We start from the raw sequence: 26,649 nt of genomic DNA on the forward strand, positions 1-26,649 counted from the left end.
TAATCTACCTTTCTAATATGGACTCAATCATTGGTTCAATCCCATTTTCAATCAAGTTATCTATATTATGCTGAGCAGAAAAGCGCCCAACTTCATAAGCCACATAGTGTAAAATCTGAGCAGCCACTTCATTGACATTGAAGGAAAATTGTCCCTTTAAAATTCTATAAGAAAGAGTGGCGAAAGGATCTGCATCTTCAAATCGCTTCAAATATTGCTCGTAGTTAGAATGAATCGTCTGAATGATATAAATCGCGTGCGTATCATCTAACTTCATAAAGACCATTAAGCTTTCAATAAAAACATCACTTTTTTTGATGCATGCTTGACATAACTCTCTTGCTGGCATTTCATAAATATAGTTTTCTATGTCATCATCAAAAATACCGTGATTAATTTTTTCCCATATTATTTTCTTAAATGTTTCGTCGCTTCTAATGCTCAACCATGCATTTAATGCCTTCAACATTTCGGTAGCATCTTGATACCTATAATCAGGTTCTAAATTCGTAGCTTTTTCACTAACAGAACGAAGTGAATGAGAAAAAATATTAGGATTCTTAGTCATAACAAAATTAATAATACGTCCCAGTGAATACACATCGCTTCGTTTATCAGCATCTTTTAAAAGTGTTAATTGCTCTGGCGCGCAATAAAAGAGTTGACCAAAGGAAGTTGTGTCCATTGTTTGATGAGATGTCAGAGTATTTAGGTTTTTTCCTAATCCAAAATCAGCAATCTTAATTATCCCATTCACGAAGAAAACATTGGTTGGACTTAAGTCTCTATGCAGAACATCTCTTTGGTGGACAAGAGACATAGTATAAAGTATTTGACGCAATATATTGAGCTTAGAGTCCTCTGTCAGCTCACTTGCTTCAATATAATCAGCCAATGTATAATCAGCTTTTTCCATTGTGTAGGAGTAACTTCCACTATCAAAATCATACACTCTGATAACATTTTCAATATCAGAACAAGATTTGGTTATTTCATACTCTCTCTTAAATCTACTTCTCAAAGCCTCACGTCTAACAGATTCCTCATTTAACTTTTTTAACACCAATCCTGTAGATTTTTGGAAATAAATATCAGCGAAGCCCCCTTTCCCAATCTCAACTAAATCTGCATCAATTTCCACTAAATAAAACTCATTCCCCTTTTTTGAGATTTTTAAAGAATAAACAGAACAAATTTTATCTAATTCATTTATTATTTTCTGCTGCTGCTCTAAAGCATCCACTTCGCTTATCTGACGCTCTGTTAAAAGATATTGTTTGCTGAGTATAAGGTTGAAAAATGAATTGATAATGCCTCTAGATGAAAAGTCCAACAGCTTGTCATTCACATATATCCATCTTGTAGGAAAACCCTGACCATAACTATCTTGAGTATGGAAATGGGTATTGAAAAAAGAAACTAGCTGAGGCCCTGATTTATAAGTAAACAGCTCTGTCTCATCTCCACAGAATATCATTGCTAGTCTTTTGTAAAAATCTGGATTGATCAATAACTCGTCCTCCTTATAGATGATAATTCTTTAATTTAATAAATGTAGGCAGTAACATACAATCTACTTTCTCAATTAAACAGAGGCTGTCGTCAAGAATAGAAAAAATATAAAATCTATCTTGAAATATAGTTACAAAATAGGTATCAAATCCCTTCGCTTTTAAACTTCTGTATTCAAATAGTGAGTGGAAATCATAATTTAACGCGCTTACAATAATATCATCCGAATTATCTATCTCGAGTATATCAATCAGCTCAAACGAATATGGAAAAAATAATAAAAGGTTTTTCTGTTTTTCAAGCATTTTCAACACTTTTATGATATCTCTTTCAATATCATACTTTCTAATATTTAAAAAGTTTTCCCCTAATCGAGTGAGCTCTGATATATCTCTTGTTCGGAATGCAACATGAATCTGAGTAGCTTTTACTTCACCGAATTTCTTTTTACTTTCATGAATACCAATTATACCATCGCCATAATTGCTAATGCCCGGAGAAAACAAATGACTAGCTTGTAATCTAGTGCTAGATGATAATAATTTAAAGTCTATTTCATAATTTTTCGATATTGCATCACATTGACCATTATTTTCATTTAACGGTTTAGAGAAAGGAGATTGCCCTGTATCTTTAAAATGAGATGACTTATTAAGTAGCTCTAGTAAATAGTTCTCATAATTACAATCGGGCTCTCCATCAACAAAATTTTTAATAATAGTAGCTGGTGGTAACAATTTGAATTTTATACGTGGGTCAATATTAGGGTTTAAATTTTCTTCCATAAAAATTCCTCCAGTTTATTATAACATTAACATCTTAAAATTTTTACACTTAATACACTTACAACAAATAATTTCTTTGTTCACTAGCTTATGCTACCACCTACCCTTTAGTAACAACTATGGATACCTTATGTATTAGAGTATTTTGTACTATTATGGTATAATAAAATACAAACATCTTTACCTTTCATTTATATAATTAAAAAGGAATAATTATGCCTGAAACAAATAAATATCAGTACTGTATAAGCAACAATGAAATACTTGAACTTCACGTACTAGAAGAGGAATTCTATAGAAACAAACAAGCAACAAGAGACAGATACAGAGGTCAACTACTATGTCCTGGGTGTAAACAAGTACGATTATCTATAAAAGAGAATAGTAATGGAATTTACCTTGCTGCTTACCCCAACTCTGTTCATACAGAAAATTGTGAGTACTTACTTAAACCTGCTGCTAGAAGAGAATTAAGAGTATTCTATGATCAAATCGCTCCTGACAGAGCTGAACAAATGTTAGAACGTATTTTAGATGATAGAATAATTGTGGTAAATCTACCTCAAAATCAAAATCCTAATGATGATGTTGAGGTTGATGAAGGTGATGATGAAAATTACGAATTGACAAATGAAAATGGTATTAGAAAATACTTGCCTCGAAGATCATTACAGTTAAGAAAAATGGAAGAATCTGACCATCTTGTAATGTATTATGGAGAATGCAGATTGTTTCTAGTGCAAGATAAGTGGAACAACTTCTACCTAAGAATTTTTCGAAATGATGAAACTAGGTATTATCTATGTAGTTTAAAAATTCCAAAAATTGTTTTCAATCATTTATCGGATGAATTAAACTTTATTCCTTGCGAGCAAGATTTCGATGTAAATAATTCTAAGGAAAAATCTGTTCCTGCTAGAATAGCTTTTATCTCTGAAATCGAAAAAAAATTATCGTATTTTAATGGGAAAATAATTCATTCTAAGCTATTAAAAGTAATTCAACTATAAATTAAACTTCTTCATACAATCCTGTAGCAACTATTCTTATAGTGACCTGCACCCCAAAAGTTAGATTTTTTCTGTCTAACTTTTGGGGTGTAGGTCATTTCAAGCGTTTTTTCTTTTGGTTAATTATCTTATATTTCAATTCAAACTCTACTTATCCTACAATCTTTTTTGTAAAACTGATTTGAATCAGGTAATTTTAGCACTTTGCTGCACTTTACTTAACCGATATCATCATTTTTCACCTGTATTATACATGATGTGTAATACAGCAAAATCCAAAAATATCTCGTACAATTTATACGAGATGTTTTCATTCTTCCCCTACTCTCTAAATCTCATTCAATTTTTCGAGATAGGCGGTTAATTCTGCTTGGGCTTCTGGTGTTGTGCCTACTAGCTGGCGGCGCATGTGTGCGAGTCTGGCTTCGACTTCTCCAATCTCTTTATCAATCTCTGCGAGCTGGTCTGCGAGGTCTGCTAGGGGAACAACGGGTTCTTCCTCAAAGGTATCGACATAGCGTGGAATGTTGAGGTTGTAGTCGTTTTCGACAATCTCTTCAAAGCTGGCTAGATGGGCAAATTTCTCGACATTCTCACGTTTTTGATAGGTCTCCAAAATCTTGGCAATATGGTCTTCGGTCATATTGTTTTGATTTTTCCCTTTTTCAAACTCTTTTGAGGCATCGATAAAGAAGACATCCTTGTTAGTGCGATTCTTTTTAAGGATAATAATGGTTGTCGGGATAGAGGTGTTGTAGAAGATATTTGCTGGCAAGCCGATAACTGTATCAATAGCGCCTTCTTCTAGCAGGTGCTGGCGAATCTTTTGTTCGGCTGCTCCTCGGAAAAGGACTCCGTGAGGAAGAACAATGGCCATGACTCCATTATGCTTGAGGTGGTAAAAACCGTGAAGAAGGAAGGCAAAATCTGCTTTGGACTTAGGTGCAAGAACTCCATAGCTTGAAAAGCGAGGATCTTGCAGGAAGCCACTATCTGCTGACCACTTCAGTGAATAAGGTGGGTTCATCAAAACCCCATCAAAGTCTGTCGGCTCGGTAGTTGGCCAATCTTCGTCTAGAGTGTCGTGGTTGCTGAGGTGATAGTTCTCAATCGCAACCCCATGAAGCATCATATTCATGCGAGCAAGGTTGAATGTCGAAGTAATCAACTCTTGACCGTAGTAAGAAATCGTCGAAGATTCCTTACTATAGCGCTTGGCATTGAGCAAGAGGGAACCAGAACCCATGGTCGGGTCGTAAACCGACATGCCCTTTTGATGCTCCCGCCCTGCAAAGACAATCTGAGTCATAAGGTGAGAAACTGCTTGAGGTGTATAGAACTCACCAGCCTTTTTCCCAGAATCGCTGGCAAATTGACCAATCAGGTACTCATAAGCATCACCCAAGATATCACCAGCATGACCAGAGACATTGAGGTCGTTGAGCTGTTTCATAACCTCAGAGATGGTCTTGTTTTGCTTTTGTGGCGTGTTACCTAGCTTTTTCGCATAGAGGTCAATATCTTCGAAGAGATTTTCAAATTTTTCATTTGCCTGCTCGATATCACGGAAACTTTGGGCTAGGGATTCTAGCTGAAAGGTTCCTTCGTGAATAGACTGAACCAGCTTGGTAAAGGTTAGAGAAGGATCAATCACATAGCCCAGATCGTCATTTAAGACCTCGATGAGGTCTTCACTGACATCTGTATCCGCAAAGTTTTCCTCGTAGAGAAGCTGGGCTTGCTGGAAGGACTCAAAGGTCTCGTCCAAGTTATCACAGACGGCTTGGAGGATGTTGTCGGATAGGTACTTGTAGAAAATCAAGCCCAAGAGATAGGACTTGTATTCATTGGCTTCCATCTGGCCACGCAGGATATCTGCCGCATTCCAGAGGGATTGGTAGAGTTGTCTTGATAAATCTGTTTGTGACATAGGGTCTCCTATCAATGTATGTTGTTAGTAGTATTCCATGTTTTAAAATATTTTTCTTTTTTATATTTTCCTTAAATAGTGCGGACGGGAGGTAAAATTATCCAGTGGATGATTTTAGAAATCCAAGGAATTTCATCCCTAATTTTTGAGCCCAGAGTCTCAAAAATCCCGTCCTATACAATAACTTTGTTATTGTATAGGATATCACTATGGCGGAAAATATCCTCTAAAAGCTCACTTCGTTCGCGCTCATTTTACAATAAACTCTTTAAAAACGAATTACTGGGCTTTTTACGGTCTTTGTATCTTAGATAAACATTTTTCTGAGTAGGGTTTGTTTGTTTTCTTTGAGCTGGTTGACTTTTTCCTCTTGCTTGGCAATAGCCTTATCTAGGTCTTGGAAGAAATAACCGATGGCTTCTTGTTCAGGGAGAGAGGGGACATGAATAGACATATCCATGACTTTTGTTTTTGAGATATTAAATCTTGAAATTCCTTGAGCTAATAACATAAACTCTTTTCTTACACTAAAAGAGCGTAATACAAAAGCTAGGTAGTACAGGTCAAATATACCTTTTTGGGGACGATAGCCAAAACAAAAACTATTCAGATACACATTATCTTCCGTTCCCATCCAAACTGAACTCAAACCAACATCTTCAGGTGTTTCTGATGAAGTCGTAAATAATACATCTCCATACTGCACCCTTCTCTGTTTATCATCTATCTCAATACTGTCTAATCCGTATAAATCTGTTAACGGATTATTGAACACGTTCACATAAGTTATAAATTTTCCTTCCCCATGTCCAAAGTCTTCTTTAGTTTTACCCGATAATCCTGTATAAGTTTCTCCAACTTCCCCCAACTTCACTTCCTTCCATTCATCTTCAAATCCTGCGAAGCGAAGGGCTGGTTTGGTTTGTCCTTTGGCTGGGAAGAGGAGTTTGAGGTAGGTTTTCTTCTGCTCCTTGAGTACCTCTAACTTACGCTGTTGAAGACTAATAAGTTGGTCAATATCTTGGAAGAAAGAACCGATGGCAGTTTGTTCGGGGAGGGAGGGGAAAATGACATCACCTTTTAAAACATTTTCATCAGTGACTTTCATGTCATTTTTTGCTCCTTTATTAACTAATGGTTTCAAATATTTATTTAATCGTAAATTGTCATCAAAATAATACTCCACAAATATTCCATTTGAACCATTATTAACTTTATAAATAGCATACAATGTGGAAACAATTCCATTTTTACCATGGTTAGTTTTTATAATCCCATACGGATTAGCTTTTAAAGGACTCTTTGTATAAACAACATCTCCAGTTTCTACAATACCATACGGTAAGACAGAAGCACCTGCAAATGACCTACCTTGAAACTTAATCTGATTAACAATCCCATAATCACCCGAAACAGATAAAACATCACTTTTATCATACTCACCATCTACATTTCTATTTTTTGAAACAGTAAGGTAAGCCCCCAACTTTTTCTGCTCCCAAGATTCAGTATATCCCGCAAAGCGATAACTTGGTTGTTTTGTCATATTACTCCCTTTCTATTACTCCATTTTCCTATTTCTACACTTTTGATTTTCTTTTTTGATTTCTATTCTTCCATTTTGCCTATTTTGAAACAATAGATAGGCTGATTTGACAAGATAAAGTTAAACACCTAGCAAATAAGAAAAGTCAAATCGGTATTTTATCTCCCCCTTAAGGGTAAGATATCCTCTGAAATCATGCGCATATAGTCCTCTTTGAGGGCTTTTTTGTATTTGAGTTTTGGTAGTGCCTTGTCTCCGTGGGCCTCCTTATAGGCCAGATAGTCCTGAGAGTCTGTGATGGCTTTTTCACCATTTTGCTTATCTCGTCCGATACGGTAGTTGTCCACTACGAACTGAAGTTCATCCTCTCCTATCTGCCAATAATCTGCCGTTTCACGAATCTTTTTCTGAGTTGTTAGCTCAATCATCTCATCCAACTTATGGATGATAGACTGTCCCTGATAGCTCTTGGCATCTGCTTGGACATTCTGCCAGAGTTTGGAGATGAGGCTGGATAACTTGGGATTGGATTTGTTCAAATCTTCGATATAGTTATCTACCAGACTCTTTTCCTTTTTACCAATGAGGTTTTCCCGATTTTCAATCAAGGCTTGGATGAGAGAGAGGATATAGTGATAGTTTATCTCGTCGGTGCGGATGGATTCGAGCTCATACTCGATATCCAGTAGGACACCTTCATCTTCTTGGTCTTCTTTTCTGCGTCTACGGAGCTCTTCGATGACATTTTGATATTGGCCGGCAAAGTTCTCGATGTCTTCTAGGCTGAGGCCAATCTCTCTGAGGATGACTTTCTCATCGTAGTCCGAATAGACTTGTATAGAGGATAGGAGCTTGTCAAATTCTTGGAAGGCCTTGGCAAAGCGTTTTAATTCTGCATCTGTCGCTGTATCCAAATCAGGCACCTGCTCTGGACTTGGAGCGATGGCTAGTAGTTGATGAACCTTCTCCAGAAACTTGCCCTTCTCCTCCTGCCATTCTGGGGCTAAGACACTGGTTTCGCCACCATTTGAGTAAAGGCTCAGAGCTTCATCCACCTTTTCTTTAAAGCGGTCAGGCGTTTGGAAGGTGACGATTTGGCCGAATTTCTTGCCTTCATCAAAGAGGCGATTGGTTCGTGAAAAGGCCTGAATGATATGCTGGGGTTTCATAGGCTGACGGTCCATGAACAGGGTCGATAGGCAAGGGGCATCAAAGCCTGTCAGCAAGCGGTCCACCACAATAACCAGGTCCAGCTGTTCTTCACGGAAGGCAAAACGTTCTTTCTTACGAGCCAAGCGGTCGTTGAGGTCACTATTGTAAGAAGCAATGGTGGCTAGGCTAAAGTGGGTACCAAACATGGCATTGTAGTCTTCTAAACTCTCCTCCATGTAGTCTTGGTTGACATAGGAGTCTGCTTCATTTTCTGTCACAGAATAGGTAATAGCAACCTTAGGAAAGTCTGGCAAGACCTTTTTAACATTTTCCGATATGCTTAGAGACTTTTCTCCATTTTTGACTTGCTTAATCAGGTTATAATAGGCCTGCGCACGGGCAATGCTTTTGACGGTCAAAATGGCTTCATAGGTTTTTCCTACTCCATTTTGGAAGCCGAGTTTGCGTCTTGAGCGATTGAGAATGGCATCTAAAACGGCAAGCATATGGCCTTCGTCATCATAACGCTCCTCGTCAATCTCATCTTCTGCCCAACCAGGCATGGTTGTCTGATACTCTACATTAAAGCCAAGAACCGCCTTGTCATGGATGGCTTCTTTGACGGTATATTGGTGGAGGCAGTCACCGTACTGCTCTTCGGTCGTCTGAGCAAGGTCTCCTTTTTGTTCACGCTTATTTTCTGTAAAGATAGGAGTCCCTGTAAAACCATACCAGAGAGAATTTGTAAAGAAGTGCTCTAGGTGGCGCTGGCGTTCAGGAGTCACTGCGCGATGGCATTCATCGACGACAAAGGCTAGTTTGAGTTGTTTGATACGATTGTAAATCTTTTGGTGACGTCCTTCATCAAACTGGCGAATCATGGCATTGATTTTCTGGATGGTCGTCACAACGACACGACGGTCATCAGAAGCCAGATTTTTAACCAATTCCTGTGTATCATCGGTCTCGTCGATATCGATCATGTCGTTCTCTGCGTAAGATTGAAAAGAACTAGTCGTCTGCTGGTCGAGGTCTGTCCTATCAATCACAAAGATTGTCTTTTCGATGGATGGAATCTGAAGCAGATTGCGCGAAACCTTATAAGAGGTCAGGGTCTTTCCTGAACCAGTCGTATGCCAAATATAGCCTGACTGACGCTTGCGACTTGCTTCACGGATGGCCTCAATAGCATGAACCTGATAGGGGCGCAATAAAATCAAGGCCTTCTTGTCATCATCGATGACAGAATACTGCATGACCATCTCATGGGCTCTCGGTATGGACAAGACAGACTCAGCAAAGTCAAAAAGTTGAGGTTGGGGTCTATTTTCACTATCGACCCACTTGGTCAAGAAGCGCTCATTTAGCTTGTTGGCTTTGGCAGCTGCGATGTAGCGGGTGTCTGTGACATTAGAGACGACAAACATCTGAAGACTTGAAAAAATACCTCTGAACTGTCCTTCTTGGTCGTATTTCTTAATCTGACGGAAGGCATCCATGTAAGGATGAGAACGGCTTTTTAGTTCAATCTGAATCATAGGCAGACCATTGATCAGCAAAGTCACATCCCCACGACGCTGGCGAATCCCTTCTCCGCCTGTGATGACTTGGTTGACAACCTCATAGCTGGATTTACCACCAGCGACATTGTTTCTCCACAAGACTTCCAAGCGAATGGTGCCTAAACTAGCATCTTCACGTTGAACCTGCACCTTGGCAATGCCATTTTCCCCTGCTATCCACTTGGCTGCTTCGTAGAAGTTGACGAAATTGAGTTGGTTTTTGATTTGATTTTTCTCTGAATTTGTAAGGGGATGGTCTTGCAAAATGCGGACATTATTGGCTTCCAGCTTGGTAAAAAAGTTTCCCCATAGGAGGTCTTCTGTATTTAACTCAGGTCGATACACCCATTGACTTTCTCCCTTTGTCAGCTGGTTGATCAAGTCTCGCTCGATAGCCAATTCCTGTTTGGTTTTGGCTTTGCCTGCTACAGGGATAGCTGTCTCGTCTTTAGGAGAGAGTCTCTGACTGATATGGAAATCCTGCAAGGCTGCTTGATTGAGATGTTGCAATTTTTTGAGAAGTTCTTGCTCCGTCCCTTTTATGGCTTGATAGGCTGCTGTCAAATCTTTATCTGCATCTAGGTAGTGATGCGGGTTCTTCTTTATTTTGATATAGCCCTGCACCAAATCTTCTAAACGTCTCAGCTGAATAGCAAGCTGGTTCTGGAGTTCCTGAGAATTGCTTCCAGATGCTTCTTTCTGGTTGATAGCTTCTAGGTATTCTACAATGGCAGTATAACTAGCCTGCAACTCAGGTGCTGAAACGATGAGCTCTTGTTCTAATTCTTTTGATAAGGTATAAGCCATGTTCATACCCCATTTCTAAAACGCAAAAAGCCTACCAAAAAGATTGGTAGGTTTTGAAAATGGGTATGAAAACGCGAGTTTATATATATATATATATATGCAAGCTAGTTATTTGCTTAAATCTGAAAACCATAGGGACTCTTCCTTTTCATTCATCCAAGGAGTTGATAAGATTGAAAAACAACGCCTTTACTTCCTTCTATTGTATCATAAAAGACTAGTAGTGAAAAGGTTTTCTAGGGCATTCTATCTGAATCTAGCAAGAATTCCCTGACCTTCAAACTTCTACTAATACTCTTCGAAAATCAAATTCAAACCACGTCAGCGTCGCCTTACCGTACTCAAGTACAGCCTGTAGCTTCCTAGTTTTCTCTTTGATTTTCATTGAGTATAAAACAAGCAAAATCCCTTGCAAGCTATACTTACAAGGGACTTGTGTATTATTCTTGTACTTCTTTCTGGGCGGCCTTGCCTTGTTCTAGAAGAGCTTGGACGATTTTCTCATCGCGTAGTTTGACAGAATCGTTGATCATTTCTGCGGACTTGACGATGGTTGTTTCTAGTTGAGCACGTTTCTGACGACCCAATTCAATAGCTGCGACGATACCTTGGTTTTGAGCGACCAGACTTTCAGCCAGTTTTGTAACAGACTCAACAGCGACTGTCGGGCTTTGAGCAATTCTCTCCATCTGCGGAATCACTTCCTTGCTGGTCTCAGCTAGCATCTGAAGGGCAGCATTATTGGCATTGACAATGGCATCTGCCACGACACCTGATTTCATTGATTGTTGCAAAATACCCAGTTGAGCAATAGAAAGCTTCATTGTTGGAATCGTATTGCGACGAAGCATGCCCAATTTTTGGCGCATATCAGATGATACCTTCACAAGATTGCGCATCTGAGGTGTTGTTGCCCAGGCAACATAGAGACGGCTGACATACTCAGTATGTTGTTGTTCAAGGGTATTGACCACTTCAGCCATGCGGGCCAATTCTTGTGACTTGGTTTGGTATTCTACCGTACTTGTATCGAGTTGGTCAACTTGAGCCTTTAGTTCGGCAGCGCGCTTGCCAGCTTCTGTCTGGCTGGCTTCGATAAAGGAAATCACTCCCACTAGATTTTCAATGGATTTGGTATTATCCTCAATCAACATCTCAGCTGAGACGATATTTCGAGCTAGCACATCTTCTTGCTTGACCACTGCGGCAGCCATGCCATCCAGCTTTTGCTCTACTGTTTTTGAGTCAAAGTAAAATTCTTGTAGCGTATTTTTACTCTTGTTAAACAATCGTTGCAAAAAGTTTGGCTTCTCTTCTAACTCAGCAATTTCAGCGTTCTTGTATTTGACGACAAAACCTTGCAACTCACGGTTGGTATTCTTGAGTAGATCATCTACTTGGGGAATCTGCAGTTTCTTTTGTTCTGACAAGATACGATTGACTGTATTGTTCACACCTTCTACAGCAGATTGCCCAAAATCTAAGAGAGCATTTTGATTGGTGACAAACTGGTCGACTAACTGCGGCACGTGCGACTTGATTCCTTCTTGCTGCTCAGGGCTCAACTTTTCAAGGAAGGTCAAGGTCTTGTCTGAGCCAGTATTGGTCTCGATGATTTGGGTTGTTTTATCCACCTTAGCTACCGTATTATTGGCAATCTGGTCAATATCGAAATTAAATTCTGTCATGGTTACTCCTTTGTTTCTAACCTATTCTTTACGATCTTTTTCTAGGATACGCAGACTGATATCAAAATCACGCATATCTGTTTCATTGAGTTCTCTCAACACCTGGTCCAGCTCAAGGTCAAATTGTTCGATGGCTGCTTTAGCTTGTTGCAAACGTTCTTCTGCCCGATTATAGTTTTTAGGATTGGCCTTAATCTTTAAATAGCCTTCTAGAATCGTTTGGAATTTCTCCATCTTCAAACTATGAATGGCAGTCAATTCTTCCTTATCCCCCTCGGCAGAGGTAGCAATCTTGTCTAAAATAGCCTGATGGTCAATAGCAATATTGGCCAAGGTCTGGGATAATTCTGGAGCTAGTTCCTCTGGCTCCGCATTTTCAAGGTCTACCTGACTTTCCCTATCCAAACGTTCTAGCTGAACATCGATGTTTGCCCTTACTGTACGAACCTTTTTATCAATACGATTATAGACATCATCATCGATATAGGACTTGAGACGATCTGCCTCCTGATGGATTTCTCGCAGTTCGATCAATACTTGATTAGCCAAACTCTTATAGGAATCTGAGCCTTTCTCTACCAAGACTCCCTCTAACTGCTGAATATCTTTGTCCGCCTGGCGAATCCGAGCTTTTAAAAGCTCAATCCGATCGTCTAGAGAGGCATCCTGCAAAAGTGGATAGCGCCAACGTTTATAGAGACGATAACCACCATAACCTAGCAGGACACAAGCCGCAAGTGGGAGAGCATATTGAACCAAAAGGCCCAGTAAGAACAAGAAGCCCCAAAAATAGAGACAACCTTTCCAAAAACCATTACCCGATTTCATAAACATTCCTTATTTTCAATTTATAAGTCTATTTTAGCACAAAAGACAAAAATGAGGGCGGAAATCCCCTAGAAAAGAGTTGATTTCTTTGCTGTAGAATGGAGGCTAGAAGCGCATATGCTAATTTCAGTGAAGCGGACTCAAACCACAAACATACTCTGGGGAAATATCAAAACAAAAGCTTGAAATATCGAAAGGGTTGTGTTAGAATGAACTTATAGTGATGATAATTGTCTAACAAGGCAACAAAAAGCCCCAACGTTCCCGCGTTGAGGTTTTTTTGGCTTATTGCCCCTTAAAGGTTATTTCTTGCGTGAGTTAAGCCATTTCTCAAACAAGGTTGTCAAAATATTGACTACTAAGGGTGCTAGAAAAATTGTGATGATAATTTCTAACATCGGCAACACCTCCCTTCCTTAAAGTGAGGGGGCAAAATATTATATCATACCAGATTTATATCATCAACATCGCGTCATTATTGGCATAGATAGACTCAGATACACCAATAACCTCACTAGCAAATCTCTATACAAACCCAGAAATCAACATTTTAAGACAAAGCAAAAAGCCCTAGATTCGTTTCTAAGCGCTGATTTATTTGCAAGGATAGGCAGGACTGTCGGAGCTCCTGCATTTCTCGACCCACTATAAGTGGCGCGTTGGTGACAGATTCTCAACCTCTATCCTTCATGTCTTCATTATATCACTTTTTCTCAACTTTCAATCCGTGCATTTCAATTTATTACCTATCTTTTCTCTAGTGTCCTTCAACCATATTGCACTTCCACCTCACTCATGATTTCCAGCAAAGTTTTCCCATTAATCTGTAAAGAAATTAACTCATCAAAAGATGACACTTTAAATTCATTATCTCCAAGCACGACTACAATGTCATAAACAGAATTAGGAAAAATACCACATACTTGACCCTTATAATCAAAAGAAGCGTCCCAACCATTGTCATACAATGCTCGTAAATCATCTAATATTGCCATCATATATATTGATTCTCCTCTATAAGATATTCCACAACTTATCCAAAGGCATACGAAAATTTATCTGGCAACTCTTTTCCTAACTTAATACTTTTACTTAAAGTATCTTTTACAAACGAAGCGAATTGTCCTAAATCGTCTCCAACATAGCTATATTCCAAAGTAATTTTATCGATAGTTGCAATACCTTTACAACCTCCACTCACAATAGAATACTGCCTCTTAGACGAGCTATCTTCTATTTTGTACATAGTAATAATTTGTTTATCAATCTTTATCATTTTCTATTTATTGTAAAATAAGGCACTGGAATTATTCTTGACTCTCAAAAATATAATTGCAACAAGGTATCGAAATCGTCTTCGAAAACATTTTGACTATTCTGTTTTATTTGCTCAATGATTTTATCCTTTTTATCTCTGTCCAAAGGGAGTGTTTCAAACGCTTCTTCTTTTACTAAGAATTCACCATTTTCTCCCTGGAATTCTTTTGTAATTTTTCTAATATGACTCTCGAAATCGATAGATTGAAGTTCTTCGTCGTTGATGTTATCTTCAATCGCATCTAGCAACAAATTGATTGAAATTTTAATCATCTTTAAATACTTCCCTATGCGTAAATACCGCCACTTTATTCATCAAGTCGTCCTCTGTGTAGTCAATTGTAAAAGTATCTAAATTAAAGATAGATTTAGGTGGAGTTGCACAAATCATAGGGACACTATGTACCCTATACTCGTTTTCCCCAATTCTAACAAACTGATTGATTTTCAAATCTGAAAAATCAGGATTCTCAACAGTAATAGAAACAAGACGATGCGCTATTTTATAAACATCAATTATCTTATTTTTCATGTTTAACTTATCCATAATTATTATTTCAATACTTGCGTTCTAGGGAATCAAAACCAATTTTTAGATTTAATACTATAAAATAAATCTAAAATAGATTAGGGAGTACTTTCTTAAACAATAAAGAAGGTTTATCTTGGTCTGGATAAACTTAGTCAACCCACTCATCAATTTGATTATAAAAAATCAAGAGCTCTTTGCTTTGTGGTATTATCAAATCTAAAACGAAATCTCCTTTACTTTAACTTCATTATAAACTTTCCTAGCCTAATATTCAATCAACAAGATACCATTACAATAGCTTTTTAGCTTCTTTTCTACTTCGTCAGTGGTCAAGCTCCTACTCATTTATGATATAATTAGTTTAAAGAGAAGTGAGGTAGAAATGATAGTGTCGCTACGCAACTTCATAGTATGAGATGACGGGACAGGCACACCGTCCACTACTCTCGAGCGCTTAGATTATGCTAAGTGCTTTTTTACATTTTCTCGATGTTCGCTCTTGGTTCAAGTCCATTCTCCATACTATTTGGTAAGGAATTAAGAGGCATTTTTATCTCTCCTATCTCCTTGTCATTCTGCGAGCAACTAAGGCAAGTTATTACTTTGCTTATCTGCTTATCATTTTGTAAGCAACAAAACCAAAAGAACAGACTTTTAAACTTCTCTTATTTCCTCAATACCCAAACAATAAAATACTAGCCACTCGTTTAAACACACGTTTCAAACATGCTGGTGTACCTAATATTGGATTCCATGGTTTTAGACACACACGCTAGTCTCTTGCTAAACTCTGGAATACCATATAAAGAATTACAACACCGTCTAGGTCATTCTACATTAGCTATGACTATGGACACTTACAGTCATCTCTCCAAAGAAAAAGCAAAAACAGCCGCCTCATTTTATGAGAAAGCTGTTAGTTCGTTATAAGTGATGACAAAAATGATGACAAACCCAGAGATCAACATTTTAAGACAAAACAAAAAGCCCACTGTTGTAGGCTTTCTGTAAGATATTTCTTAAAATTAAAGCATTTTGTTATCTTGCAGTGATTAGGTACAGAAAAACAGGCCTAAGCCTGCTCTAAATCTAACTTGATTTTCTCAAAAACTATTAAATTCAAATAAGCTGAGAAAACATAAAGGGGAACAAAAAGGGGACTTAAATTGATGAGTTCAGTAAGCAAGTAAATTGCACCTGTCATAGGTGCTTTTTATTTTACCTCTTGAATAGTACTGATTTCAGTCTCAAAGAGAGAAATCTCAGTTGGTTCATCAGGGCTAGGATTGTCAATGAGGATAGTGATTTCATCTTGCTCATCATTGTCCATTTCGTCAATAAAATCTGTGACAAAACCTTTTATGACTTTACCGTCACTAGTTACTACCTGAACTCTTGAACGTAGGTAGTTCCAAAGTTGTTTACTCATTTACGGTCTCCTTTCCCATAGTGTTTTTTGCAGGTAAAAACGCCTAGAATAAACTAAGAGCTATGGTTTACTAACTGTTTTGCTTTTTTGTAGTAAGGTGTTAGGAAATTGATAAATCCTTGTTTATCACTTGGGTCATGTTCCTCTAAGAACATCATCAACTCAAAGTCATTGAGAGCGTCAAACATTTCAGGGTTTTCATTGTCCCAAGCCTCAGCAAAGTCTTCATCTTCTCCAAAAAGGGCGTTAAACTTAAAGGAGAAATCCCAAAAATTATCAATCTGACCACTGACTGCTTGCTTTAGCATGTCTAATACTTGTTGACTGTATTTCATAACACTAGACCTCTTTTCTTGAGTTCAGCCATGATAGCCTCTTCATCTTCTTTTGAAAACGTAGTAAACCTCAAATGTGATAGCTCTTCGTCAGTCATTTCAGAAGGGATTAAGGGAGCAGGCTTTTTAAGATTTCAGCTGCTTACTTGTTTTAACGCTTCTTCCAAATTCATAGACTTTACTCCTCTCTTAAATTCATTTCTAAAACAATGATACCTTTGTTCTAGTTCTTTACTTTGTACTCATTGTTCTATCTTAATTTTACCACAACTCTTATACCTCACCAAAACCTCACCATTGTAAAACTTCGGTACCTAACCCTTACCTCACCGTTTTCTAACCCTCGGTAAACCTCTCCACCTTGCGGTAATCTTAGGGTTCTATCACTAGAAAAAAGGCCCTGTACCTTTGTAAAACCTTAGTATTTTTAAACTCAGTCTTAGGACTTTTTACATAGGTATAAATCAATCTGCATGTACCAGACCAGCCAAGTGTTCTATAGCTTCCTGCCTTACACGATATATCGAAGATTTAGATTTCCCTATTTCCTCAGCAACCTCCCAAGCGTCGAGATCATTCAAGTAAAAAAGCCTTAGAACAGAACGCTCAAACGGATTGGCCAGCTTATCGATCAGCCTAGATATTTCCATTCTCTCTTCAGTAAGTCGCTCAATTCTCTGTAAAGTGTCCTCTTTTAGCTTTAGAACACTTATAAGGTTATTCTCGGCCGTATTTACCCTGCTTGTTTGTACCCTGGTAGTGCTCAGTTCTTGCTTTTTGATAATACCACTTTCTAAAGCTGCAAGCTCTAAATATAAGCCCTCTATTTCTTTATTGATCCACTTGACGCCCTCTAGTTTTTCTTTTACCTGCTCTGGTGTCATGCCTTGGCCTCCTTTATGGTATAATAATATTATTGAGATTATAGCTGAGGCGGGGTGCCTTGGCTTTTTTGTTTTAGTTAAGTCCAAAAACGGACATTACTCATAGTATTCAACGTACTCAGGATCTCCGAAAAGACTTTCTGGCAATCCACAAACATCTATTAGGCGTTGTACTACTTGTACGTCTATCATTATCTCGCCCTTTTCTGTTATGTGATAGTATTTCTTATGTAAAGAGCCTAAATATACTCCATTTTTATAGATTGAAAGGCTGCCACTTCTACCAGGTAAAAGTCCTGTATAACGATTATATAAACCGTGTTTCATAGCATTATTGTTTCCATACTTCGGTTGTCTATTCCCTCGATTACCTCTAGCAACTTGATTACCTGGTAAAAAACGCCCTCTAACATCTCTCTCCATTTAGCACCCTCTCACCGTGTTCGTTTCGGAAATTATACTTCATTGGAACGCTCTAAACGCTCCGTAAACCGTTCTAAAAAGTGTATCAGGGTATTTTATCGCTGATACACTTTTGACTAGTTTTACAAGCTCTCAGATAGCCCTAGAGCCGTATCAAAATGATTAGAGTATGTTTCTAAAGCTGTATTTAATTCATCACTAGCTAAAACTAACATGAAAGCTAGATCACTTGCTGAACCGTTACTATCAATGATTGGAGTATCATGATAGCTCTTAGCATGTTGCTTGAATACCTTTAACAGTTCAGCTAGCCTATCTTCTTTCAGGATATAGCTAGGTAAAGCAATGTTGTTAGCTGCTCCGATTTCATGTAATTTCTTAATGGCCAACGGGTTACGCTTGTATTTCTCTAAGTAACTTAGTAGCTCCTGTTCCGATACTTTCATAGTGCTCAGCAAGTTCAACTCAGCAACATTATCAGCCGTTACTGTTTCGTACTCTGATTTAATTTTCTCTAGTTCTGTCTGTTCAAAGTTCTCTAGCTTAGCTAGAATATTGACAAACTCAGTATCTGAGTACTGATCGGCCTCTTTTTTAAAGTTCTCCAGGCGTAGCTCAGCCTCAGACTGATATAAAACCTGATTTCGAACTTTTTCCCAAAGTTCTTTTTTCATTGTTCCATAAGCCTCAATCTTTTGCTGCTTATAAGTGCCTAGGCTGTAAATTTGTGCCTTTATTTGTTGTAGTGTCATGGTAATTCTCCTTTATTTCAATTCTAGCGCTCTTTTAGCTACTTGTTCCCAGTCCTTAGAATATAGAGCGCTAGCTTTTTTATCCCATCTCGGTCCTGTTCCTGGGGCTTTTTTATATTTTAGTAGTTCCTCTTTATTCGCAAAGAAAAACTTACGCTGTTTATCTGAAACGAACCCTTTCCGTTTCTTGCCGTAAAACTGCATTCTTGCATACGGCGCATTATAGACTATTCTCCCATTGGCCTTAGTTAAGTTTCCTCTTAGTTCTCCAGATCGCCTAGGTATAAAACGGTGCATGTCCATAACCATCTGATTAGTAACTGCCTCTTTGGCTCTCGCTAATCCCATAGGTGTTACTTTACGCTCAATACCTTTTAGATTTACCTTTACTTTTACTCCTGTTCCCAAAGTCCCTCCTTTCTATGACTAAAACAAAAAGAGACATGACAAAGAGCAGTTAAACTCTTATATCATGCCTCTAGTTTTCTAGTCAGCAGCTAAATTTTTTCTTTTTGCCTTGTTTCCTTTTGAATGGGTTTACCATCTTGTGTTTTGATGATTAGACTACCAAACTCTGGTAACTTGGCTGACTCAATTATACCATTTTTTGAGAATAAAACAAAGCCTCTATCAAGCAAATCTTTAAGCTGTTCTGTCTTTTGTATCATATTAAACCTCCTCTATCTCGGGTGTACCTCCAGGTACGCCTGTAAACATTAAATAGTTTGGCCTGTAGTTATAGCTAGGCTACAACAAGTGTCCAAACGGGTACAGTTGTAAGCTGACCCATTTTAGGGCTATCTTTGAGCGACAAATATGTCGAAAAGTCTTCGGTTCCTGTATAACCGTTATTAGTTTTGTTTGCTACTCATTTTTGAGTCACAAATCTGTTAAGCAAAAATGACTAATAGCTTGAAAGATAAGTAAATGTTGTAATACTTGGAGCCCTAAAGCGTTGATATAACTGATATTTTTAACTATTCAACGCTTTTTACTACCCTTTTTAGTGTACTTTAGCTCATTTTTGAGCTTTTTTGAGTTCCATTTTTGGAATGCAAAGCCTGCACCTTTTAAGGGTGCACCTGCACCCAGTGCATACTTTTTTAACCTGCGTAGTTTTGAGTGCTAAAAAGGTAATCTTCTCTTGTCCTCTGCCGTCTCTGGATAAGTAAAGAAGTTTCTTCCCACTCCCTCCATAAGTCGGCTTACTATTGCAGAGTCATAAGTCTTTTTAAGCTGCTCCCCTGTCAGATTGGTATTGACAATCGTCCTTACCCTACTATCTAGCAACTCAAACAAAAACCGTTGACGGCTATTAGCGGCCTCTTTGCCTTGATTTCCAAAGGTGCTTTCTTTCCCTAAATCATCCAGGAAGAGAAAATCTACACCCGTTAGCAGTTTCATCATCTGCCCCTGGTTTCGCTGGTTCTCATTATAATCTACTCCGCTCTCTATCAGCCTAAAGAGATTAGCTACAGGATAAAAAAGCACGCTCTTAGGTTCTCCTATAGCCTTAAAATCCTCATTGAGTTTTCTAGCTATACTGATAGTTAAGTGACTTTTACCTACACCATGAGAACCCTGTATGATAGAATTCCCCTTTCCTCCCTGCTTAAAATAATACTCATTCAAGTATAAACCAAAATCATGGGCTTTCTTGTCAGTATCATTACTTACAGTAAAGGTTTTATAGCTCGCCTCTTTTAATTTAGGAGGTATAATGCTCCTAGCTTCTAACAAGGAATAACTAGTAGCTAATTCAGCGTTCAGCTCTTCTTGGCAAGCAGTATCAGCCTTTTCTTTCTCGATCTTTGGATTCATACACATAGGACAAGCTAACACATAGTGTAACTCTGTATTGTCAGTCGCCTTGACCTTATTCACTGTTTTCCATAGGTAAATACCATGTATTGGACAAGTTTGGGGACTAATTTCCACACGTTCGTTTAGGCGTTCACCTACTTTATATTCTTTCTGCATATCACATACCTCTTAAAATCCTAAATCATCAGCCTTACCTAGCTCACTGAAAGGAACGCCATTAGATTTTTGTGCATGCTTGTCCTTGTACTCTTTGGTGTTCTGTTTTGCTTGTTCTACAGTCTTGATACCTTGCCCCTGCAATCTCTCCAATATTGAACGAGTGTAACGAATATTACGCCCACCGCTCAGGATCGTCTCATCTAGTGCATACATCAGCAAGGCTTGTCCGTGAGTTTGTAGCAAGTCCTCAACTTCTGACACGATTGTCCCATTAACCGACATTTCACCAAAAGCTTGTTTGAGTTTTTCAAAGATTGGATTTTTACCACCGCCAGCACCAACATTTTTTGAGGCGTTAGCCTCTTCTTGCTCTAGCTGTAGCTCTATCTCTTTCTCTATATCTATCTCTTTCTCTATCTCTGTCTTACACGTAGTTAACAATGTAAGATTATCAGATGACATTGTAAGGTTTTCTTTGTTTTCTCGTTGCTGTTTCCGATATTCTCGCATATATGCTGCTTGGTTGGTTTCCTGCTGTACCAGGGCTTTAGCCTGGGGTAGTTCTGCGTTTTTATCTTCGTCAATCTGTATTAAACCGCATTTTGTAAAGTATGCCATGGTCATATCTATATCATCTTCTGATACATCTAATTTTAGGGCTAACTCTTCCTTGAGATTGTCAAAGTAGCCCTCATAGTATAAAATACAATCACTTTCCAAGCTCTCTAGCATGAGCCTAATATAAATAACTGTCATAGTGTACCCACCAGGTACTGTCTTTAGTCTCTTAATAAAAATATTATCAAAAAATTTCTTATCAATTTTTAGCCAAAAATATATTTTAGTTCTTCCCACTTTTACCCCCTAATCTACTGCAAGAAAGTTGTATATGTCACTTTTGCGATAATAAATTTTCTTACTGTTCTCAAAAGGGGACTGATACGGTCTTAAACCGTGCTTTTCCCAGTTGTTTAACGTAGTTCCACTGATCCCTAGCTTGTCTAGTAAATCAGGCCTAGAAATTAAATCCCAGCCGTCATTATGCTGCTTTTCAAGCTCAAGCCTTTTCTCTAAGTGATCTCCCACTTTCTCCAGTAGCTCAAGCTCTGCCTCTCTTGATAATAGTTGCATATTGCACCCCTTTTCTAATTGCTCCGCTTGCCTGCTAGTTGAATATAACACCCATAGCAAGGGTTTAAATCCTCTCTTGGTGTTTCTATCGCCCATTGGTTTTCTCGCTCAAATTGGGCGCTTTTTTTGCGGTCTCGGTGGTTTAGATAAAGCAGTAGGCCAATCAATACCACCATGAAGATTACCGATTGTGTATTGGTCAAATCTAGTTCATTCATGACATACCTCCAATCTACGCTCTACCCCTTGCGCTGGTAAACCGTTGACTGCTCTATAGATGATGTTATTAACAACAAGAATACCTAGACCATCACAAGCCTCCTCATAGGTATCTGCAAACCTTTTAAAAGTTTTCTTATAACTAGCCATAACGTTAAATAAAATCATGGTCGCTACACGTCCCCCGTAAAGTTGAGAAAGCTGAGCCTTGGCTCTTTCTTCGCTCTCGTTTCGTTTTTGCATTCTTTCCCATTGTTCAGGGGTATAGTCTGACTTCTTAACAGTAAAAATACTATTTTCTAATATAATTGCACTCATGTTCTTACCTCATTATGTTTTATTTGTACAGTTGCTCCAGGACTTTCTCCTAGAATTGGGAAAAAGTCCAAATAGCTTTTTAACGCCTTTCCTGCTCACATTCCTCACGCTCTGAGTCGCCAATATTTGAAAACGTGAGAAAATACCAGTTTTAAGAGTTAGCGCTCTCTCGTCTGGGCACAAATCACTATTTTGTGATATAATTAAATAAATACCTAACTAAATCCCATACTTGCTTTTTGTGGTTTTAGTTGTTTGAGTGAAAAGCCTTGCTAGTTTGCCGACTGTCTAGGCTTTTTTTGTTGCTTAGATTTCTATAAGTGAAAGGTAGCAAGAAATCTTATAAATCTTCTACTAGCCAGTTCATAACTGCCTCATAGATACGCTTTGGAGCGTTATAGTTCCCAGTTTCAACCTTGTTTAATGTTGTCCTAGCAATTCCAAGGGCTAAGGCTGTCTGACTTTTAGTTAAATTCTGTTTTCCCCTTTTTGATCGTATTTTTTCAGCTATTTCTACACTGATTAGCATAAGGCACCTCCTCAATTTATTCACTATCATTTTGATAGTAAGATTAGTTTATATTATCTTTTTGATAATGTCAAGTATTTTTATTGACATTTTGATAATTTTTTTGCTCATTGTTATCATTTTGTGTTATAATCATTTTTGAAAGGTAGTTAAAATATGGATAATAGACTGAAAGAACTTAGGAAACAGAACGGAATTTCTCTAAAAAAACTAAGCCAAAAACTTAATGAGCTTTATGGTGTTACTGTGAGTGATAGCCAACTTTCTTATTATGAAAACGGCAAACGATCTCCCAGAAATGGGAAGGTATGGATATATTTAGCCACTTTTTTTAATGTTCCTGTCGGTTACCTATTAGGGTATCAAGATGACCAAAAAGTATATGACTCAAGGAGTTCGCCACACTCTCAAAAAAATCTTGATTTCTTAAAAGATATTGAAGAAGTCAAAAAAATAAAGACTGATACCTTAATAGCTTTAGAATTTATAGAGCATATCTGTAGCCGTTTATCACAATATGAAGTAGTTAAACCAGACTCTTATGCCTCTGATATAGAGAATATCTTAGATACTTTACTAGACTTTCTAAGCGACCTAGAGCGCATTGAAGACTCTTTAACAAAATAACCCCTAAAACGCTCTCTAAGCGATTTTATAGCTCAGCTATATAAAAATTATCATCACACCTAAAACAAACGAAAATAGGGCTTTCTCGTAGCTCTCAGCACTATATAAAGACAATATTCATAAATACTTGACTAAATCCCATACTTGCTTACTGATGTTAGAAAGGTATGACTATGAATATTACAGAATACAAAAAGAAAAACGGTACTACAGTGTACCGCTCAAGCGTTTATTTAGGTGTTGATAAGCTTACAGGGAAAAAGGCTAGAACTACGGTCACGGCCAACACTAAAAAGGGCGTTAAAATCAAAGCTAGGGAGGCTGTCAATGCTTTTGCAGCTAATGGATATAGTGTAAAGGAAAAACCGACCATTACAACCTATAGGGAGCTGGTCGCTTTATGGTGGGAGAGTTACAAGAATACAATCAAGCCAAATTCCCAGCAATCCATGGAGGGGATCGTAAGGCTTCATATTTTGCCTGTATTCGGTGATTACAAGCTAGACAAGCTCACTACTCCCATTATCCAGCAACAAGTCAATAAGTGGGCTGACAAGGCCAATAAGGGCGAAAAAGGGGCATACGCAAACTATAGCTTTCTAAACAATATAAACCGCCGTATACTCCAGTATGGCGTGACTATGCAAGTAATCCAGCATAACCCTGCGCGTGATGTCATTATCCCACGTAAACAACAAAATAAAGAGCATAAGGTCAAATTTTTCAGCAACCAGGAACTAAAACGGTTTTTAGACTACCTGGAAGATTTGGATCAGTCTAGTTATGAGAATTTCTTTGACTACGTGCTTTATAAGACGTTGCTGGCTAGTGGTTGCCGTATCGGTGAGGCTTTAGCTCTTGAGTGGTCTGATATTGACCTTAAAAAAGGCACTATCAGCATATCTAAGACTCTAAATAGATACCAGGAAACAAACACGCCTAAGTCTAAAGCAGGTCTAAGAGAGATTGACATAGACAAGGCTACAGTTTCCCTACTCAAACAGTATAAAAAACGTCAACAAGTCCAGTCATGGCAACTAGGACGGTCTGAGGGGATTGTCTTTACTCCTTTTACCACAAAATACGCCTACGCTTGTTTGCTAAGAAAGAGACTACAAAGTCACTTTAAAGCTGCTGGCGTTCCTGATATTAGTTTCCATGGTTTCAGACATACTCACGCTACAATCATGCTATACGCTGGCATAGAGGCGAAAGATTTACAGTATAGACTAGGACACTCTAATATCTCAATGACTTTAAATACTTATGTCCATGCTACCAAAGAGGGTGCAAAAAAAGCCGTCTCAATCTTCGAGGCAGCTATCAGCAATTTATAAATAGAAAAGGGTGTCCCATTTTGGGGCTACCCTCTTACTATACCTAAAATTAGTTATGGGTAACTAAAAGGGTAGTAAAATCAAAAAAAGCACTCTAGGATAGAGGCCTAAAGTGCTTAATATCAAGGTTTTACAGCCTATCTCATTTAATAAAATATTACAACATTTTGTTGTAGAATAGATTTAGTATAAATTACACTTTGTTATGCTTTATAAATGTTGATTCTGTAGCATTTTTAGAATTTACATATTAAATAAAATAGATTAAACTTTACTCCAAGGTGGACAAAAAGGAGTACAAATTTCATGGTGATGAGTTCAGTAGGCAAGAACTAGCACGTATTAATCGTGCTTTTTATCTTCCCTCTATAATCTTTTTATCACCTTACTTTTTCCTACTCTTAGGAAATTTCTTTGAGATAATTTCGGCACATTTATCCATCTCTTCAATATCTTGTTCGGAAAGGTTCGATTCCGGTTCCAAGGGATCTATTATCTCTATTTTTAACTTAGCACCCTCTTTCTGATTAACAAAGTCAATAGTTCTTGAACAAATTTGACAAGGATATTTTGTAACTAAGAGTTCTATTTTCTCGTCAGCTACAAATTTTGGTGAAAACATCTTTGCAATTAACTTTCGTTCGCAACAAGTAAACATCCTGTTTAAATTCTCTTTTGAATCTGCATATTGAGAGTAGTTGATATATAAGTCAGGATTTACATAATACCTGGTATCAGGGGAAATTGAAACATACTCTACATCCCCCCCTAATAATTTTGCTAAAACATTTACAACTTTTTGTAAATTACTGCTATCTGCTCCATTTACTTTTATATTCTCATCTCTAACACCATTTAAGGTCATATAAATGATATTGTCTTTTATTACCGAAGCATAGCATTTAATTCTGTCTTCCTTAGATTTATTTATTTTTAAATCATTGATTGCCTTAGAGTATCGTTCTGCCATTTCATATATATCTAACCCTCTCCCTATTCTGTCTAACTCTGCTGTATTTAAACAGAATACAACAGATTCACATTTTTGTTGATATTCATCTAAAATATTCAATATTTTTCCACTTGTTTTGGTTAAATCTTCCCAGCTATCGCACGAGAAGAGTATTGAATTTTGGAGTTCCAAATCTTCAAAAAGAGCTGCATATATATAATTTAAAGAGTATAGCCTTAACATCAATTTTTGATTTTCTGTTAATTGATCTATAACATAACTTTCTCTTTTCTTTGTTTCCTTATATAACTCAATATGGAGGTCGTCAACTAATAAATCTATTTGTCGCTGATTCATCACGGAGAACAGAACTTGCCATCTATATCTCCAAAAGAAAAAAAACTCCTCACTGATATTCTTAAATATTTTCTTTAATTTGTCATCTAAAATCTCAACATTTTCTAATATATTGCATAATTCGTTCTGATAAAACAATTTCAGCCTTAAAATTCCACCATAACGATCAGTAACTTTCCTAATTATTTCATTATCAATGCTTTCTTCCGAGTATCCACCAACATTCTTATGTAATACTTCTACTGTATAAAAGTCGACTATTATATTTATGAAATCAATTTCTTCATCAAGAATTAGCCCCTTATCTACCTCCACAACTCTACTTTCTTTATCTTGACCTAGAAAAAGCCATGGAGAATTAAGTTTTTCTTTTAATTCCAAAATTGATTTGTTTTCTTTTCTGTCCATACTAGCCTCAATGTATTAAAGTGTCTTTTAATATTATTTTATCAAAATTATTACCATTGTCTATACTCTTTCTCCAACTTATGCATATCTACTGAATGAAGCACTAAATCCCGATACTTCCAAGTTGATAGCAGGTAATCTAGTAACTCTTTATCTTCTACCTTGAAATCTAATATGAGCAATAACTTTACCTTGTATTTGTTCTCTAGAATAGATTTAGTATAAATTACACTTTGTTATGCTTTATAGATGTTGATTCTGTAATGTTTTTAGAATTTACATATTAAATAAAATAG

Annotated in this window: 29 protein-coding genes and 1 pseudogene; 4 read left to right on the top strand and 26 right to left on the bottom strand. The window is 37.5% G+C overall.

What is annotated here, in order from left to right:
• Positions 1 to 4: 4 nt before the first annotated feature.
• Together FBF73_RS07300 and FBF73_RS07305 are read right to left on the bottom strand one after the other, a co-directional pair.
• Entirely contained in the window at positions 5 to 1,510 is a 1,506-nt protein-coding gene (locus FBF73_RS07300; protein WP_136937383.1) for a serine/threonine-protein kinase, read from the bottom strand.
• 13 nt (positions 1,511 to 1,523) lie between these two features.
• Positions 1,524 to 2,297, bottom strand: coding sequence for a hypothetical protein (locus FBF73_RS07305; protein ID WP_124788409.1), 774 nt, complete (start codon positions 2,295 to 2,297; stop codon positions 1,524 to 1,526).
• A 215-nt stretch (positions 2,298 to 2,512) separates the two neighbouring features.
• Here FBF73_RS07305 and FBF73_RS07310 point away from each other — a divergent pair, with 215 nt between their 5' ends.
• Positions 2,513 to 3,307, top strand: coding sequence for a hypothetical protein (locus FBF73_RS07310; RefSeq protein WP_124788410.1), 795 nt, complete (start codon positions 2,513 to 2,515; stop codon positions 3,305 to 3,307).
• A gap of 328 nt (positions 3,308 to 3,635) precedes the next feature.
• Here FBF73_RS07310 and FBF73_RS07315 read toward each other — a convergent pair whose 3' ends face one another.
• The 9 genes from FBF73_RS07315 to FBF73_RS07360 all read right to left on the bottom strand — a co-directional run bounded on the left by FBF73_RS07315 (position 3,636) and on the right by FBF73_RS07360 (position 14,669).
• Positions 3,636 to 5,237, bottom strand: coding sequence for a type I restriction-modification system subunit M (locus tag FBF73_RS07315; protein WP_136937384.1), 1,602 nt, complete (start codon positions 5,235 to 5,237; stop codon positions 3,636 to 3,638).
• A 307-nt stretch (positions 5,238 to 5,544) separates the two neighbouring features.
• A complete protein-coding gene (locus tag FBF73_RS10000; RefSeq protein ID WP_169435195.1) occupies positions 5,545 to 6,783 on the bottom strand; it encodes a restriction endonuclease subunit S in 1,239 nt (412 codons plus the stop codon).
• A 158-nt stretch (positions 6,784 to 6,941) separates the two neighbouring features.
• Positions 6,942 to 10,310 carry a type I restriction endonuclease subunit R gene (locus tag FBF73_RS07325; RefSeq protein ID WP_240798246.1) on the bottom strand — a complete coding sequence of 1,123 codons (3,369 nt, stop codon included), beginning with the start codon at positions 10,308 to 10,310 and terminating at the stop codon, positions 6,942 to 6,944.
• Between the two features lie 434 nt (positions 10,311 to 10,744).
• Positions 10,745 to 11,992 (bottom strand): toxic anion resistance protein, encoded by a 1,248-nt coding sequence (locus FBF73_RS07335; RefSeq protein WP_136937385.1) that lies wholly within the window; start codon positions 11,990 to 11,992, stop codon positions 10,745 to 10,747.
• 21 nt (positions 11,993 to 12,013) lie between these two features.
• Positions 12,014 to 12,820: a hypothetical protein gene (locus FBF73_RS07340; RefSeq protein WP_136937386.1), complete on the bottom strand. Its 807-nt coding sequence runs from the start codon at positions 12,818 to 12,820 to the stop codon at positions 12,014 to 12,016.
• Between the two features lie 767 nt (positions 12,821 to 13,587).
• Complete coding sequence (locus FBF73_RS07345; RefSeq protein WP_136937429.1) at positions 13,588 to 13,815, bottom strand: 16S rRNA processing protein RimM; 228 nt, start codon at positions 13,813 to 13,815, stop codon at positions 13,588 to 13,590.
• Positions 13,816 to 13,853: 38 nt separating this feature from the next.
• Positions 13,854 to 14,096: a hypothetical protein gene (locus FBF73_RS07350; RefSeq protein WP_136937387.1), complete on the bottom strand. Its 243-nt coding sequence runs from the start codon at positions 14,094 to 14,096 to the stop codon at positions 13,854 to 13,856.
• A gap of 44 nt (positions 14,097 to 14,140) precedes the next feature.
• A complete protein-coding gene (locus FBF73_RS07355) occupies positions 14,141 to 14,410 on the bottom strand; it encodes a hypothetical protein (protein WP_136937388.1) in 270 nt (89 codons plus the stop codon).
• Complete coding sequence (locus FBF73_RS07360; protein WP_169435196.1) at positions 14,403 to 14,669, bottom strand: hypothetical protein; 267 nt, start codon at positions 14,667 to 14,669, stop codon at positions 14,403 to 14,405. Before FBF73_RS07360 ends, FBF73_RS07355 begins: the two co-directional genes overlap by 8 nt.
• A 677-nt stretch (positions 14,670 to 15,346) precedes the next feature.
• Here FBF73_RS07360 and FBF73_RS07370 point away from each other — a divergent pair.
• Positions 15,347 to 15,599: pseudogene (locus tag FBF73_RS07370) on the top strand (tyrosine-type recombinase/integrase); the annotation flags it as partial.
• 283 nt (positions 15,600 to 15,882) lie between these two features.
• Here FBF73_RS07370 and FBF73_RS07375 read toward each other — a convergent pair.
• The 13 genes from FBF73_RS07375 to FBF73_RS07435 form a co-directional block, all read right to left on the bottom strand.
• Entirely contained in the window at positions 15,883 to 16,098 is a 216-nt protein-coding gene (locus tag FBF73_RS07375) for a hypothetical protein (protein WP_088847271.1), read from the bottom strand.
• 53 nt (positions 16,099 to 16,151) lie between these two features.
• Positions 16,152 to 16,433 (bottom strand): hypothetical protein, encoded by a 282-nt coding sequence (locus tag FBF73_RS07380; protein ID WP_136937390.1) that lies wholly within the window; start codon positions 16,431 to 16,433, stop codon positions 16,152 to 16,154.
• A 464-nt stretch (positions 16,434 to 16,897) separates the two neighbouring features.
• Positions 16,898 to 17,317, bottom strand: a complete 420-nt coding sequence (locus tag FBF73_RS07385) for a DUF1492 domain-containing protein (protein WP_061865001.1) — start codon at positions 17,315 to 17,317, stop codon at positions 16,898 to 16,900.
• A gap of 96 nt (positions 17,318 to 17,413) precedes the next feature.
• The gene (locus FBF73_RS07390; RefSeq protein WP_061865002.1) at positions 17,414 to 17,740 is read right to left on the bottom strand and encodes a hypothetical protein; all 327 of its coding nucleotides are present in this window, start codon (positions 17,738 to 17,740) and stop codon (positions 17,414 to 17,416) included.
• Between the two features lie 122 nt (positions 17,741 to 17,862).
• Positions 17,863 to 18,492 carry a hypothetical protein gene (locus FBF73_RS07395; RefSeq protein WP_061865003.1) on the bottom strand — a complete coding sequence of 210 codons (630 nt, stop codon included), beginning with the start codon at positions 18,490 to 18,492 and terminating at the stop codon, positions 17,863 to 17,865.
• Between the two features lie 12 nt (positions 18,493 to 18,504).
• Complete coding sequence (locus FBF73_RS07400) at positions 18,505 to 18,900, bottom strand: minor capsid protein (protein WP_004263713.1); 396 nt, start codon at positions 18,898 to 18,900, stop codon at positions 18,505 to 18,507.
• 89 nt (positions 18,901 to 18,989) lie between these two features.
• On the bottom strand, positions 18,990 to 19,160 hold the full coding sequence (locus FBF73_RS10005) for a hypothetical protein (protein WP_004263715.1): 171 nt from the start codon (positions 19,158 to 19,160) through the stop codon (positions 18,990 to 18,992).
• A 457-nt stretch (positions 19,161 to 19,617) separates the two neighbouring features.
• Positions 19,618 to 20,472 carry an ATP-binding protein gene (locus tag FBF73_RS07410; RefSeq protein WP_136937391.1) on the bottom strand — a complete coding sequence of 285 codons (855 nt, stop codon included), beginning with the start codon at positions 20,470 to 20,472 and terminating at the stop codon, positions 19,618 to 19,620.
• A gap of 12 nt (positions 20,473 to 20,484) precedes the next feature.
• A complete protein-coding gene (locus FBF73_RS07415) occupies positions 20,485 to 21,330 on the bottom strand; it encodes a phage replisome organizer N-terminal domain-containing protein (RefSeq protein WP_136937392.1) in 846 nt (281 codons plus the stop codon).
• Positions 21,331 to 21,339: 9 nt separating this feature from the next.
• The gene (locus FBF73_RS07420) at positions 21,340 to 21,606 is read right to left on the bottom strand and encodes a DNA-binding protein (protein ID WP_136937393.1); all 267 of its coding nucleotides are present in this window, start codon (positions 21,604 to 21,606) and stop codon (positions 21,340 to 21,342) included.
• 14 nt (positions 21,607 to 21,620) lie between these two features.
• On the bottom strand, positions 21,621 to 21,824 hold the full coding sequence (locus tag FBF73_RS07425; RefSeq protein ID WP_136937394.1) for a hypothetical protein: 204 nt from the start codon (positions 21,822 to 21,824) through the stop codon (positions 21,621 to 21,623).
• On the bottom strand, positions 21,817 to 22,143 hold the full coding sequence (locus tag FBF73_RS07430) for a hypothetical protein (RefSeq protein WP_136937395.1): 327 nt from the start codon (positions 22,141 to 22,143) through the stop codon (positions 21,817 to 21,819). The genes FBF73_RS07425 and FBF73_RS07430 overlap by 8 nt, the downstream gene beginning before the upstream one ends.
• Positions 22,144 to 22,483: 340 nt before the next feature.
• Positions 22,484 to 22,672, bottom strand: coding sequence for a helix-turn-helix domain-containing protein (locus FBF73_RS07435; protein ID WP_136937396.1), 189 nt, complete (start codon positions 22,670 to 22,672; stop codon positions 22,484 to 22,486).
• Positions 22,673 to 22,828: 156 nt separating this feature from the next.
• Between FBF73_RS07435 and FBF73_RS07440 the strand changes: the two genes are divergently transcribed.
• Both FBF73_RS07440 and FBF73_RS07445 read left to right on the top strand, forming a co-directional pair.
• Positions 22,829 to 23,299: a helix-turn-helix domain-containing protein gene (locus FBF73_RS07440; RefSeq protein WP_136937397.1), complete on the top strand. Its 471-nt coding sequence runs from the start codon at positions 22,829 to 22,831 to the stop codon at positions 23,297 to 23,299.
• A gap of 173 nt (positions 23,300 to 23,472) precedes the next feature.
• Positions 23,473 to 24,636: a tyrosine-type recombinase/integrase gene (locus tag FBF73_RS07445; protein WP_136937398.1), complete on the top strand. Its 1,164-nt coding sequence runs from the start codon at positions 23,473 to 23,475 to the stop codon at positions 24,634 to 24,636.
• Positions 24,637 to 25,021: 385 nt separating this feature from the next.
• Here the strand turns inward: FBF73_RS07445 and FBF73_RS07450 are convergent, their stop codons facing one another.
• Complete coding sequence (locus tag FBF73_RS07450) at positions 25,022 to 26,353, bottom strand: hypothetical protein (protein WP_136937399.1); 1,332 nt, start codon at positions 26,351 to 26,353, stop codon at positions 25,022 to 25,024.
• A gap of 50 nt (positions 26,354 to 26,403) precedes the next feature.
• On the bottom strand, positions 26,404 to 26,580 hold the full coding sequence (locus FBF73_RS10260; RefSeq protein WP_419991806.1) for a DUF7720 family protein: 177 nt from the start codon (positions 26,578 to 26,580) through the stop codon (positions 26,404 to 26,406).
• Positions 26,581 to 26,649: the final 69 nt, after the last annotated feature.

This window comes from Streptococcus mitis (assembly GCF_005144795.1).
In the GTDB taxonomy this organism is placed as follows: Bacteria; Bacillota; Bacilli; order Lactobacillales; family Streptococcaceae; genus Streptococcus; species Streptococcus mitis_BB.

Bases quoted from the DNA above. Each gene is read 5' to 3' on its own strand.
- FBF73_RS10005 (WP_004263715.1), bottom strand. From the start codon at position 19,160: ATGATACAAAAGACAGAACAGCTTAAAGATTTGCTTGATAGAGGCTTT.
- FBF73_RS07435 (WP_136937396.1), bottom strand. From the start codon at position 22,672: ATGCTAATCAGTGTAGAAATAGCTGAAAAAATACGATCAAAAAGGGGA.
- FBF73_RS07305 (WP_124788409.1), bottom strand. From the start codon at position 2,297: ATGGAAGAAAATTTAAACCCTAATATTGACCCACGTATAAAATTCAAA.
- FBF73_RS07375 (WP_088847271.1), bottom strand. From the start codon at position 16,098: ATGAGTAAACAACTTTGGAACTACCTACGTTCAAGAGTTCAGGTAGTA.
- FBF73_RS10000 (WP_169435195.1), bottom strand. From the start codon at position 6,783: ATGACAAAACAACCAAGTTATCGCTTTGCGGGATATACTGAATCTTGG.
- FBF73_RS07390 (WP_061865002.1), bottom strand. From the start codon at position 17,740: ATGGAGAGAGATGTTAGAGGGCGTTTTTTACCAGGTAATCAAGTTGCT.
- FBF73_RS07420 (WP_136937393.1), bottom strand. From the start codon at position 21,606: ATGCAACTATTATCAAGAGAGGCAGAGCTTGAGCTACTGGAGAAAGTG.
- FBF73_RS07345 (WP_136937429.1), bottom strand. From the start codon at position 13,815: ATGGCAATATTAGATGATTTACGAGCATTGTATGACAATGGTTGGGAC.
- FBF73_RS07385 (WP_061865001.1), bottom strand. From the start codon at position 17,317: ATGACACCAGAGCAGGTAAAAGAAAAACTAGAGGGCGTCAAGTGGATC.
- FBF73_RS07360 (WP_169435196.1), bottom strand. From the start codon at position 14,669: ATGAAAAATAAGATAATTGATGTTTATAAAATAGCGCATCGTCTTGTT.
- FBF73_RS07350 (WP_136937387.1), bottom strand. From the start codon at position 14,096: ATGATAAAGATTGATAAACAAATTATTACTATGTACAAAATAGAAGAT.
- FBF73_RS07380 (WP_136937390.1), bottom strand. From the start codon at position 16,433: ATGAAATACAGTCAACAAGTATTAGACATGCTAAAGCAAGCAGTCAGT.
- FBF73_RS07425 (WP_136937394.1), bottom strand. From the start codon at position 21,824: ATGAATGAACTAGATTTGACCAATACACAATCGGTAATCTTCATGGTG.
- FBF73_RS07445 (WP_136937398.1), top strand. From the start codon at position 23,473: ATGAATATTACAGAATACAAAAAGAAAAACGGTACTACAGTGTACCGC.
- FBF73_RS07450 (WP_136937399.1), bottom strand. From the start codon at position 26,353: ATGGACAGAAAAGAAAACAAATCAATTTTGGAATTAAAAGAAAAACTT.
- FBF73_RS07315 (WP_136937384.1), bottom strand. From the start codon at position 5,237: ATGTCACAAACAGATTTATCAAGACAACTCTACCAATCCCTCTGGAAT.
- FBF73_RS07340 (WP_136937386.1), bottom strand. From the start codon at position 12,820: ATGAAATCGGGTAATGGTTTTTGGAAAGGTTGTCTCTATTTTTGGGGC.
- FBF73_RS07325 (WP_240798246.1), bottom strand. From the start codon at position 10,310: ATGAACATGGCTTATACCTTATCAAAAGAATTAGAACAAGAGCTCATC.
- FBF73_RS07355 (WP_136937388.1), bottom strand. From the start codon at position 14,410: ATGATTAAAATTTCAATCAATTTGTTGCTAGATGCGATTGAAGATAAC.
- FBF73_RS07410 (WP_136937391.1), bottom strand. From the start codon at position 20,472: ATGCAGAAAGAATATAAAGTAGGTGAACGCCTAAACGAACGTGTGGAA.
- FBF73_RS07335 (WP_136937385.1), bottom strand. From the start codon at position 11,992: ATGACAGAATTTAATTTCGATATTGACCAGATTGCCAATAATACGGTA.
- FBF73_RS07440 (WP_136937397.1), top strand. From the start codon at position 22,829: ATGGATAATAGACTGAAAGAACTTAGGAAACAGAACGGAATTTCTCTA.
- FBF73_RS07430 (WP_136937395.1), bottom strand. From the start codon at position 22,143: ATGAGTGCAATTATATTAGAAAATAGTATTTTTACTGTTAAGAAGTCA.
- FBF73_RS07395 (WP_061865003.1), bottom strand. From the start codon at position 18,492: ATGACACTACAACAAATAAAGGCACAAATTTACAGCCTAGGCACTTAT.
- FBF73_RS07310 (WP_124788410.1), top strand. From the start codon at position 2,513: ATGCCTGAAACAAATAAATATCAGTACTGTATAAGCAACAATGAAATA.